Source organism: Psychrobacillus sp. NPDC096426 (assembly GCF_044762745.1).
Taxonomy (GTDB): Bacteria; Bacillota; Bacilli; order Bacillales_A; family Planococcaceae; genus Psychrobacillus.
In genome coordinates this window covers 18,892-29,591 of the sequence record NZ_JBIWEX010000036.1, presented here as the reverse complement: position 1 = coordinate 29,591, position 10,700 = coordinate 18,892, and the positions used below count along the sequence as shown (strand labels likewise).

Sequence of the window (10,700 nt, the reverse complement as noted above, 5' to 3'; positions counted from 1 at the left end):
AGAAGCTGACTTCTTGGGACCATTCGGGCTTTAGCGCTGCCGCAGCACGAATATCATTTGCAATTCCTAAGCGACGGAAATGCTCCATGGAACGTACATTTGTTGTTTTCGCACGAGGGCGTAAATGTGAAACTTCCTTACGTGGTTCAACAATGACAACTTTTATTCCACGTAGACCTAGTTCCATCGCTGTAGAAAGTCCAACAGGGCCCCCACCAACTACTAGCACTTCAATTGAATCAGAGAAAAAGTCTATCTTTTGAAAAACTGACATTATTCATCTACCCCTTACATTTTCATAATGCCGCTTATGACATTTATTCTTGAACAGTGAATACTTGCTTCATCTAACGGATTACCAACAACTAGGCGTTTCGTTGCATCTTCCATTATTTGCATGAACTCTTCGATAATATTTTCATGTACATAAATACGTTGTATTAAGCGTATTTGAGTGCAGCAACCTTGGTCATGCCTGTTACAGCGAAATTTGAGGCACAATATGCCATTCCAATAAGACTTCCTTTAATACCACCACCTGATGTGATGATATGTTTATGAACAACTTTGGCACCTTCTTTAATAAATCTACGCGTAGGAGAAGCACCCTGAACACGTGCTTCTCCCAGATCCTTTCTAAGATATTTTTTTCGAATAGTCTGCGTTTGAAGTAGGTTCGTCTACGTTTAAAGCAGGTTCGTTTGCTTTATTCGCACGAAGCTTAACAGGTGCAGTTTCTCTGAGGAACATTGCGAAAAACCAAAATAGAAACGCTGCGCCGGCGCAGATATACAGCGCTGCATTAAGACCCCAAGCATCCACAGCCATTCCCGTAACTGTAGGGCTCATTACGCCACCAATAATTTCTCCAGCAGCAATAGCAAAGCCTGAAGCAAATGCAGCATATTTAATAGGGACTGACTCAATCGGGAGGACACTAATCATCATTGTTAATACACCTGAACCAATACTGAGTAGGAAAACCAGCGGAATAAGTACAGCTACGTTGTCCAGTATCATAATAGAAAGCGGAATAAACGCTGGAAGAAGCCCAAATATTGCAATTGTCGGCTTCCGCCCGATTCGGTCTGAAATCGCAGGAACTACAAATGAGAAAAGGGCAAATCCTCCTCCAAACGCTGCCATAATGATGCTCATTGTACTTGGAGACAACTGAGTCACATTAATAAGATAGAGAGGAGTAAAAATTGAAAAAGAAGTAACGAATGTAATTGCACAGCTTGCAGCAAGAACACATAACCAAAAGTTTCGGTTCCTCATAACACCTTTCAGACTTACTTTTTCTTTTGAAACAACAGAAGCTTCCTCCTTAAGTTCTGGGTTCCTAATCGACAACCAAACAAGTACACCAATAATAATACCTGGGATAATGGTCATATAAAAAGTCTTCTGCCAATCAAACAGATTGGCCAAAGCAACAATGATTAGTGGCGCCAGAAAATTACCGAATAAGCCATTAGAAGTTCCCGTAACGAGTCCCAAGTTAAAACCGCGGCGCTTCTCAGAGGATTCCATCGTAACAATGGCTGAAGCAACCGGAACAAGCGGACCTTCCACTAACCCCATCAACAAGCGCAAAAAGAACAAGGATATAAAAGTCGAAGCCGCTCCGTGCATTGCTGAAATAATAGTGAATAGAAAAATCGCAATAACTATGATTATTTTTTTGTTTTTCACTTTGCTAGATATAAGACCTACAGAAATCCCCGAGAGAGCCCATGTGATCGCTAAAGCTGAAGCAAGCATCCCAATTTGGGTATTTGTCAAATTAAAGTCTTTCTGCATAAATGGGATTAGAAAGTTTATAGCGTTTCGATCAAACCATACAAAACCAATTGCTAGGAAAAATAATATAACTACTGTGTTCTCATAACTCCAAAGCTTTCTTTTTGCCATAAGGAACATCCTCCATTTTTTAAAATTTCTGAAATTTTAAAGTAGAAAGTGCCAACTTGATGAATAGCATGGAAAATTGTTCGGCCCTTCCGTTCCTTTATCAAGATATAAAACGCTTTCATAAATCTAATTTTTACCAACCAATGTTTTGAAGCTAACAATGTAGAACCTAAAACAAAGCCCTTATATTCTTTTGCAGTAACTTCATCTCAGATCTCACGATATCTCGGTACTCCAGCAAGATTCAGTTCTTGGTTTAAGCGTAGCTTCAGACATCTCCTGACAGTGCTTTCTTCACTTTTCTTCTGCGTTTAAAACCGCGGATCAATTGTTTCAATGCCGCGGTCGTTCATATATTGGATACACTCTATTATCCAGTCAAAATGCTGCTCTATAGAGTATAAAAGATTCTTGAATAAGGCGTTTGGTACCGAAAAAGTAGTTTGGTGTCAGTTTGCCGGCGATCACAGGATCTTTTACGATCTGATGAATTTTAGTGCGAACGAAATCGGAAATTATATTATTGGCCGCTTCATTTACAAGAATGTCATATTTTCTATACTCTTACATTGTTAGACTCAACTTCAGATAGATATTTATTAGTGGTTGATAAATTAGCAGCCCTCACGATATGGTTTTCCATAAGTTCTTTGGCAAGGGACTTATTACCTTCTACGAGACAATGATAAATCATTTTATGTTCCATTATAGAGCGAGACATATCTCGTTTCTGAAATATTAGTTTCTGGGCTTCTAGGTAATCCATATAATCCCAACACTGTTCGACAATTTTTCTTACATAATTTAAACCAGATCCCTCATAAATGATTTGATGAAATTCACGATTTAGTTCCCCATATCGCTCTAACTGGATATCAGATTTCTCCATTTGTTCTAAAAGCTGATTCAACTGTTCCAATTGCTGTTTGCTAATATTGATAGCAGCCCATTCTGCCATTAGTGCTTCTAATGAAGCTCGCATTAATAATCTTTCTACTAAGTCAGTGGAGCTAGGCTGTTTCACATAAGCACCGACTTGTGGAATAATAGTTACATATTCTTCTTGTTCCAATTCTTTCAAAGCTTCCATTACCGGGCTGCGACTCATATTTAAAATGGCACTTACTTCATTAATATTTATCGTATAGCTAGGTTTCCATGTTTGATTAATGATATAACTTTTCATATAATCATAAGCTTCGTCCTTTTTCATGATCATTCACACCTTTGACTGTATCTTCACATTAAATATAAATAGTTTAATACTCATCATTAAAGAAATCTAGTAATAATTTACTATAACTATCTTTCCGTTCCACTTGAACCCAATGTCCGCATTTATCAAAAATATGCAACTGCGAGTTGGGTATATACTGCTGTAAATAGACGCTAGACTCCGGTAACACAAAACGGTCTTCTCTACCATGCGCAATGAGTACAGGATGATCGATACGACGAAGTGCAGAAGGTGGCACATTAAAATCTACAGGTGGGACCGCAAAGAAACTTTCATATGAACGTCTGACCTCTGGGCGCATGACTTCCTCAAAACGTTCCTTAACAATCGTATCTAATTGATCTCCAATTAGGCTTTCATCATAAACAAACCATTTTAGAAGATTTTTAAAACTAGTAATTGTTGGATCCTTATAGAAACCAATCATTCGCATAACTTCTACAGTTGCAGTAGAAGATAGACCTCCAGCGCTTCCCATTAAACTTACACGGTCAAAACGTTCCGGTGCTGCCATGAGTAAATGCATGGTAAGTGCGCCACCCATTGAATTCCCTGCAATATGGGCTTTTTCAATTCCGAGTTCATCCATCATCGCAAGGACTTGGTTGACCCGTTCACGCATCCATCCCGCTAATGTTTTTGGCATTTCCTCTGGATGGTCTGTATAGCCATATCCAAGAATATCTGGAGCTAGCACATGAAATTGTTCATTAAAGCATGGAATGAAGTTTTTCCAGTTGGATATTGCTGTAGCTCCAGGACCTCCACCATGTAGAAAAATAATGGTATCGTTTTCAGGATTTCCGCTTTCTAAAAGACTAGTAGAATAACCATTCGTTTGAATTTTACGCGTTTTAATTTCTATCATATCTCACGCTCTCCTTTATCCTTAATAAAATGAATTTATTTATGCTTCAGTCGTTTCATCCATTGGATGTTGATCACGATGAGGTCTATATTCCGTTGGTCCCCAATAACAAAGGGCAAGTTCAAACTCATCTTCTGTCCATTCCAATGGCTCCCAGTCTGGCTCAAATATGAGATAACCATTACTAAATAATTCTACACGATGACCACTTCCTGGATCTTTTACGTAAGTGAATAACGCTTGAGAAACACCGTGTTTTCCAGGTCCCTGATCCGGCATTATTCCATATTCACGTAAAATATCACATGCTCTTAAAACATCTTGTGCATTATCAAGCCAATATGCCACATGATGGAATCTTGCACTAGTCGGAGCATGAGGTGCAGCCATTACCGCAATATCATGTACGAGTGGAGTAACACTCATCCATCCGCCAGCCACATGTCCGTTGTCTAAACGAATGTATTCTCGTAACTTAAAGCCCAAATGTTCAGACAGCCAAGCATGTGCATCACCGGGATTTTGTGAAGTCCAAAGGTTCACATGATCGATTCTGCGTGGAGCAATCCCCCGATTCCAGGAGCGATAGGTTTGATTTTTGAGTACTGAACGAATTTCTTCTGGAGCCTTTGGTTTTTCTACGTCATAATACATTTCAAACGTATGTCCTGTAGGCATTTGAAAGCGAATGGCATCCCCTTGGCCTGCTTCATGTCCCTTCGGTAAATGCTTTACCTCTGTACCTGATTTAGTTAACAAGTGTGCAAATCCTTCTACATCATCCGGTCGTTTGACACGCCACCCCACGTGATCAACATAAGCTCGATCTCCTGCCTTAAGAACGAGACTATGATGTTCAAATTCTCCATTTGCTCGAAGATATACGGTATTATGTGATCGCTCCGTAATTTCTAAACCTAAGACTTCATGGAAGAACCATAGTGATTTCTCTAAATTTGGAGTTACTAATGAAACATGACCTAACTTTGCAATTTCTGGCATTAACATGTTAGTCCCCCTCTCAATTTAATTTTTTTCTCTTTTCGTTTCATTTATGATTTTATTAAAATACTAACATTTTAGTTTAGATGATTTAATTTAATCTTCTAAAAATAATTATTACTATTCAGCGTTATCCTTTTCTGAACCAATGGACTTTAATTTCATTCTTCATTCCCCTTATCTTTTGAAATAAAATAATCCAGAACAAATTTATCTTCAAATATAGCTCTAGACTAATTATGCCAATAATTCTCATTTTAAAGAACGCAATAAATGACTCACTTTATTATTTTTTCTTACCTAACATTTTAGCCTCCGTTCTAGAAATATATATTTACGGATAATAAGCCATTTGTTAGCGCTTACTTTCCCTTAATTGAAATACTAACATATTAGATATAACATTACAAATATTTTTAAAATTTAAATAAATGTTTTTTTAGTAACTTACTAAGTGAATTTTTTCGATCTATTTTCCGGCATGCAACAAGGAAAAAAAGCAAAAGAAGAGTCTGTCCTAAAACTCATTTGATTACGGTTTTGTTATGGAATATGTAAATTTGAGGTATTTGTAATTTGGGGGTTATGTTAAATAATTTGAGTAAAAAGTTCATTTGGTTCTTTAATTCACAATAATTGAAGAAATTCGTGCAACAACCAGTATGCTAAAGCCTTTTATTGCTGCATTAATAAATTTGTTTACAGGAAATAAAGCAATGCAGTTATTGAAGAGGCAGGACATCGGGTGGTCAAAGCTTGGCCAAACTGTCGAAGCAGAGTGAAAAATTGCAATTCTATATTATTTCTAATAAAAGATACTCATCAGCTCTTTAATACTGATGAGTATCTGCATCACATATTTAAAAACACTAATTATCGACTAATAGTTTATAAGTAGGAAGAGTAATCAATAGAAGTTGGTCTAGGTGCTTCTTCCTCAGCAATATTACTTGTGTTAGTAGTAAAACTTAATGTCAAGATAAAAGCTAAAGATAACCATATAAATACGTTTTTCTTTTTCATCACAAATCCTCCCATTTCATAATAAAATTTTGTTTAAATAGAATTTGAATTGATTTTTGATAATATAAGTCAGCTGCTTTAAACTTGCTTTCTTTAAAGAAGTAATTCGCCAGTAAAATCGAATATTTTTGTACATGTCGATCATCACGAACCAGTTCGAAATGATTTATTGCTTTCTTTAGTACCACTTCAAACTCAATCGATTTAGAATGGAGCGTTCTATAAATTTCTAAGTGCCATTTATAGGAATGGAATTCAAAATTATCTTTACTCTTTACTTCCTCCAATACCTTAAACCCTTTTTCACACCATCTTAGGACCTCTACCTGATCCGTTTGCTTAGAATACTCCTTGATGATGGAAAGAATAGTTATCAAATATCCATCGTCGTTGTAGTTCTCTTCCTTGCTTTTCAAACTAAGTTTATAGTACTCAATTGCTTTAACATGATTCTCTTGGATTGCATATAAAGAACCTAGATTTTGATAAATCATCCCTTCATAATGAAAAACTTTATAGTCTATCACCAATTTTTTGGCTAGATTATAATTCTTTTCGGCTTCTTTGTATTTTCTCATTTTTTTATGTGCTATACCTATAACGATGTAACTATCAATGGCTCTTTCAAATAACAGATTGTCCTTATAATACATCAATGATTTTGATGCGTAGTTAATTGTGTTAAAGAATTCGTTACATTTCAAGTAAACTAAACTAAGCACATTGTGAAAATCAGCTACTTCCCACTCTTCAATTGATATATTATTTACAGAAGCCAGTGAGCTCTCTACTTTGCTTAACGCTTTGTAATAATCGCCATTCAAATAATAATAAATACCTAGATTTAAATTACTGATGAATCTTTGCTTTTCATCAAAATTATCTTCCGTTTTTATGATCACCTCATATGCGGATTGTAGGTTCTCTATCTTTTCATTCAATATTAACATTAGCCGAAACATATAAAGGTTATGGGTATAATAATTTTTAAGTTGCAAGAAGTAAGTCTTTTGAACAGAGAACTCATGCAGCGTTACTTTGATCAACTTCTTATCCCTCTGAATGATTGCATTTTTATACATTTCATAAAAATCTTCTATGAACTTATTTTCTTCTTCGTTTGACAGCTTACCTATCTCTAAATTCAGCCTTTTCAGTAAAAAAGTTATGACTTCATCGCTTGGGACAGTGGAATTATTCTCTATTTTGCTGAGATAGGAAGTAGAACAGATGCCTTTTGCCAGTACGGTCTGTTTGATATTCTGGTTTAATCGCTCTTGTTTGATGATATAACCTATACTACTCATTTTTCCCCACCTCTATGAACGTAGTAACATATATTAGTTCTTAGTTCTATAAAAATAGTTAAAAACCTTTAACAATCGCTCGACATTTTACGACAATATGCCTATGAAAAGCTCCGTATGGTGATTTACAAGTATAATCTAATATATGCCTTGTATCGGAAAATTATTAAGTATTATTAAAATTTCCTTCTTTAATGAAATTAGAAGCATTTATATAAAGATAAATATATGTATAATACGTTATTTCCCAACTTATTTTCCTTCTAAATATGTTTATTTTTTAGTAATATTTAGGAAAGAACAATTACTTTTTACTAAATATTTAATTTAATCAACTATTACCTACAGATCATGATTTCAACTCAACTAATGCAAGTCCCTTATTTAATCCAACATATGCACACTAAAATTTTAAATATTTTTTTTTATAAAAGTGGTTGTTAAACAGAAGAAGAAATCCCCTTTATAGGACAAGATATATCTTAAAATTAGGAAATGATATTATTTTTCACACGCCAAATTAGAACGTTGATTCTTATTTGTGGAGGAGTGATAAAATGAGTTCCGAAAAACAGAAGATAATTCAAGAGTTCTTAAGGTGCCCTTCCAATAGAACACTATTGGAAGAGTTCAAAGCTACTAATTCCGGAGAAATTAAATTAATTATTGATTCGAAATTTAAAAAGTATTATCAAAACTACAGAATTTTATCCTATCTAATAAAGGCTCTACACTATGAGAGTAAACATTTTGATAGAAAGTTACGAGATTATAGGAATAGAAACCAATTAGTTCTAACAAGTGATTTAATTTACGTCGAGAAATCATATACCGATCCTATCGTTCTCTCTAAAGACATTGTTGACCATATATCAAGCGATAACTTATTTCATATTTTAAGAAAGCTGACAGATAGACAAAAGGAGATCCTATCACTTGTTTATGTGAATCAAATGACAGATAACGAAGTTGCTCAACATTTAGGAATTACACAGCAAGCCGTCTCAAAAACTAGAAAAAATGTAATTAAAAATATTAGAAAGGAGATTAATCATGATTGATGCAGGGAACATTGTACAATTAATTGGCAACTTTGGATTCCCAATTGTAGTTTCTATTTATTTACTTCATCGCTTTGAAAATAAAATAGCATCCCTTGAAAATGCCATCCACAGCATTGAGAATGTAGTTAACAGTAATATTGAAAAAAGAAAAGGAGGTGAATAAATGGACGAAACCGATATTCTATCCATATTAAAACAGCTTGAACCTAAACTACAAAGCGTATTGTTTCAAACAAGTAACGATTACCGCGAAGACCTGGAACAGGATTTAAAAGAACGTATTATTAAAATAATAAAAAATAATATCAACCTTGAGGTCCCTGGATTTTTTGACTTCATTGGAGAAGAACTAGTGCTAGACTATTCTGAAGGCTAACGAGGTGCTGTAAAAATTCTTTATTATTTGTTATTTAATAAGTTGGCTACGTCACTAATGTTACAATCAATCATTGGAATAACCCCTATCCAAATATGAACTGCTCCTCAATTGTTAGTGAAAAGTAACAATTGCAGGGGCAGTTTTTACGCAATTTATTAAATAATATACCTTATATCGAACTCGTATAGGAAATGGACAACATAATGGTAACTTGCATGAATTATGTCCGAATGGGCAATATGCAAAAAGAAGGTATTTTTTGAGAACGGTTTGATAAGTAATTAAAGCAGTTAAACAATAATATAAATAGATGTAAATACAATTTTTAAATGCCATGTATCCTCCCTGTTAATTCTGAACGCAATTGGCTGAGAAGTTACCTGAGTTGATTCAACGCATACATAAAGAAGGACATTTAATTGGAATTCATAATTATGTACATCGTGCAAACTGGCTTATGACACCTTGGAAAGTTCGCAAGGGTCTAACTCGTTCGGCGGAAGTTATTGAAATATAATTGGCGTTAGGCCAATTTATTATCGCCCTCCATGGGGCCTAATCAATATTTTTGATCTCATCCTAACAAATAAATATAAGATGATATTATGGTCTGTAATGGTTGGAGATTGGCGAGCTTCTGTAGGGAACGAAGAACTGAAAAACCGGCTTCTTACCAAAATAAAAGGCGGCGACGTGATCCTTTTACATGATAATGGAGATACAATAGGAGCTGACTCAGAAGCCCCTATGAATATGATTAACGCATTGACAATGGTTTTACAACAGATGAATTCCAGAGGGATTAAATGTGTTCGATTAGATGAATTAGTTTCTTGAAATAAGTAACGTAAGCTTTAAATAACGCCCACCGTTTGCCGGGCGTTATTTGATGCTTTCTTTATAAATCAATTTAGACTGCGGGTTATAAACTTTCATGGAAGGAGGTCATTTTTTGGCATTTCGAAATGCCTTGGTATCCGTTACTCTTCATTAAAATAGGTTTATTCTAATATTTTCGTCATGAAGATTTGCGATATAGATGTTTTTTCAAAGCCGCTTGTCATCAATGAAGAAACTACACGGCCATTTCCTTTTAAAAAGTTGTACGTTGTACGGTTTATAGGTTGATCATATTCTAAGGCATAGGCAAGTAGTATTTCTAAAGCCTCCTTATTCCCATTTTCGGTTACTTGAAATAAAGTGATACCTTCTACTTTTTCTTCAAATATCCATCTTTTTCGAATCAAACAAGCTGCTTGCACTGAACCGTTTGACTTTATGATTACCGCTTCCCCACCCATTTTGGGCGTAATACTAGCATCAGTTTGCCATGGGATAATGGTTGGAAACAAACCAGAGTCTATTGTTTGAAAAGCAGGAATTCTAAGCAGATCATAATCACCTATAATAGGCAACGTATTATTTAATACTCCGTTCCCTGATAAAAAGAGTAAATCATCCTTTATTTGATAACCAAATTTTTCATATAGCGTAATTGCAGCCTTATTTTCAACAATTGCTTCCAATGTCGCTACCGAAACATTGTTTTCTCTTAACAGTTTCTCTGCCTGCTCTAACAAAGACACCCCTAATTTTCTACCTCTATATGCTGGAACAATTCCAGTTCCACCATTCCAAGAAATCTTTTGACCTTTAACTTCTCTAATCCCTTGTAGAACAAATCCAATCGGCTGCACACCATCATACATAGCGATAGATAAAGACGGAGACAATCCCTCATTGCCAAAACGACCAACAAATGGTTCAAACGGCAAATTCATTGGGATTAAGTAACCTTCAAACCCTCGATTAAACAAGGCATGCGCTTCTTCAAAGCTTAAAGAAGATAATAATTTATAAGAAATATTCATCCTGTGCCTCCCTCTTCATATGCATGTAGTTG

Annotated in this window: 14 protein-coding genes; 5 read left to right on the top strand and 9 right to left on the bottom strand. The window is 35.2% G+C overall.

Annotated elements, in window-relative coordinates; translation table 11 throughout:
- The 8 genes from ACIQYS_RS20850 to ACIQYS_RS20815 form a co-directional block, all read right to left on the bottom strand.
- A partial coding sequence (locus tag ACIQYS_RS20850) for an FAD-dependent oxidoreductase (protein WP_402984516.1) occupies positions 1-274 on the bottom strand: 274 nt, incomplete at its 3' end.
- A gap of 14 nt (positions 275-288) precedes the next feature.
- On the bottom strand, positions 289-501 hold the full coding sequence (locus tag ACIQYS_RS20845) for an aldehyde dehydrogenase family protein (RefSeq protein ID WP_402984514.1): 213 nt from the start codon (positions 499-501) through the stop codon (positions 289-291).
- Positions 502-636: 135 nt separating this feature from the next.
- Complete coding sequence (locus ACIQYS_RS20840; RefSeq protein ID WP_402984511.1) at positions 637-1,917, bottom strand: MFS transporter; 1,281 nt, start codon at positions 1,915-1,917, stop codon at positions 637-639.
- Positions 1,918-2,473: 556 nt separating this feature from the next.
- Positions 2,474-3,130, bottom strand: coding sequence for a GntR family transcriptional regulator (locus ACIQYS_RS20835; RefSeq protein ID WP_402984508.1), 657 nt, complete (start codon positions 3,128-3,130; stop codon positions 2,474-2,476).
- A gap of 46 nt (positions 3,131-3,176) precedes the next feature.
- Positions 3,177-4,022: an alpha/beta fold hydrolase gene (locus tag ACIQYS_RS20830; RefSeq protein WP_402984503.1), complete on the bottom strand. Its 846-nt coding sequence runs from the start codon at positions 4,020-4,022 to the stop codon at positions 3,177-3,179.
- 39 nt (positions 4,023-4,061) lie between these two features.
- Positions 4,062-5,030, bottom strand: a complete 969-nt coding sequence (locus tag ACIQYS_RS20825; protein WP_402984496.1) for a VOC family protein — start codon at positions 5,028-5,030, stop codon at positions 4,062-4,064.
- An 882-nt stretch (positions 5,031-5,912) separates the two neighbouring features.
- A complete protein-coding gene (locus ACIQYS_RS20820) occupies positions 5,913-6,047 on the bottom strand; it encodes a hypothetical protein (RefSeq protein WP_402984493.1) in 135 nt (44 codons plus the stop codon).
- Positions 6,047-7,354: a helix-turn-helix domain-containing protein gene (locus tag ACIQYS_RS20815; RefSeq protein ID WP_402984491.1), complete on the bottom strand. Its 1,308-nt coding sequence runs from the start codon at positions 7,352-7,354 to the stop codon at positions 6,047-6,049. Before ACIQYS_RS20815 ends, ACIQYS_RS20820 begins: the two co-directional genes overlap by 1 nt.
- Before the next feature lie 557 nt (positions 7,355-7,911).
- Here ACIQYS_RS20815 and ACIQYS_RS20810 point away from each other — a divergent pair.
- From ACIQYS_RS20810 to ACIQYS_RS20790, 5 genes are all read left to right on the top strand, one after another.
- Entirely contained in the window at positions 7,912-8,415 is a 504-nt protein-coding gene (locus ACIQYS_RS20810) for a sigma-70 family RNA polymerase sigma factor (protein WP_402984488.1), read from the top strand.
- On the top strand, positions 8,408-8,581 hold the full coding sequence (locus tag ACIQYS_RS20805) for a YvrJ family protein (protein WP_402984484.1): 174 nt from the start codon (positions 8,408-8,410) through the stop codon (positions 8,579-8,581). Before ACIQYS_RS20810 ends, ACIQYS_RS20805 begins: the two co-directional genes overlap by 8 nt.
- A complete protein-coding gene (locus ACIQYS_RS20800) occupies positions 8,582-8,794 on the top strand; it encodes a hypothetical protein (protein WP_402984481.1) in 213 nt (70 codons plus the stop codon).
- A gap of 367 nt (positions 8,795-9,161) precedes the next feature.
- Complete coding sequence (locus ACIQYS_RS20795) at positions 9,162-9,314, top strand: polysaccharide deacetylase family protein (RefSeq protein ID WP_402984467.1); 153 nt, start codon at positions 9,162-9,164, stop codon at positions 9,312-9,314.
- Between the two features lie 80 nt (positions 9,315-9,394).
- Entirely contained in the window at positions 9,395-9,634 is a 240-nt protein-coding gene (locus ACIQYS_RS20790; protein ID WP_402984464.1) for a polysaccharide deacetylase family protein, read from the top strand.
- A 164-nt stretch (positions 9,635-9,798) separates the two neighbouring features.
- Here the strand turns inward: ACIQYS_RS20790 and ACIQYS_RS20785 are convergent, their stop codons facing one another.
- Complete coding sequence (locus ACIQYS_RS20785; RefSeq protein ID WP_402984461.1) at positions 9,799-10,668, bottom strand: GNAT family N-acetyltransferase; 870 nt, start codon at positions 10,666-10,668, stop codon at positions 9,799-9,801.
- Positions 10,669-10,700: the final 32 nt, after the last annotated feature.

Excerpts from the sequence above, each read along its gene's own strand:
- ACIQYS_RS20840 (WP_402984511.1), bottom strand. The coding sequence starts at position 1,917 with ATGGCAAAAAGAAAGCTTTGGAGTTATGAGAACACAGTAGTTATATTA.
- ACIQYS_RS20835 (WP_402984508.1), bottom strand. The coding sequence starts at position 3,130 with ATGAAAAAGGACGAAGCTTATGATTATATGAAAAGTTATATCATTAAT.
- ACIQYS_RS20830 (WP_402984503.1), bottom strand. The coding sequence starts at position 4,022 with ATGATAGAAATTAAAACGCGTAAAATTCAAACGAATGGTTATTCTACT.
- ACIQYS_RS20825 (WP_402984496.1), bottom strand. The coding sequence starts at position 5,030 with ATGTTAATGCCAGAAATTGCAAAGTTAGGTCATGTTTCATTAGTAACT.
- ACIQYS_RS20820 (WP_402984493.1), bottom strand. The coding sequence starts at position 6,047 with ATGAAAAAGAAAAACGTATTTATATGGTTATCTTTAGCTTTTATCTTG.
- ACIQYS_RS20815 (WP_402984491.1), bottom strand. The coding sequence starts at position 7,354 with ATGAGTAGTATAGGTTATATCATCAAACAAGAGCGATTAAACCAGAAT.
- ACIQYS_RS20810 (WP_402984488.1), top strand. The coding sequence starts at position 7,912 with ATGAGTTCCGAAAAACAGAAGATAATTCAAGAGTTCTTAAGGTGCCCT.
- ACIQYS_RS20805 (WP_402984484.1), top strand. The coding sequence starts at position 8,408 with ATGATTGATGCAGGGAACATTGTACAATTAATTGGCAACTTTGGATTC.
- ACIQYS_RS20800 (WP_402984481.1), top strand. The coding sequence starts at position 8,582 with ATGGACGAAACCGATATTCTATCCATATTAAAACAGCTTGAACCTAAA.
- ACIQYS_RS20790 (WP_402984464.1), top strand. The coding sequence starts at position 9,395 with ATGATATTATGGTCTGTAATGGTTGGAGATTGGCGAGCTTCTGTAGGG.
- ACIQYS_RS20785 (WP_402984461.1), bottom strand. The coding sequence starts at position 10,668 with ATGAATATTTCTTATAAATTATTATCTTCTTTAAGCTTTGAAGAAGCG.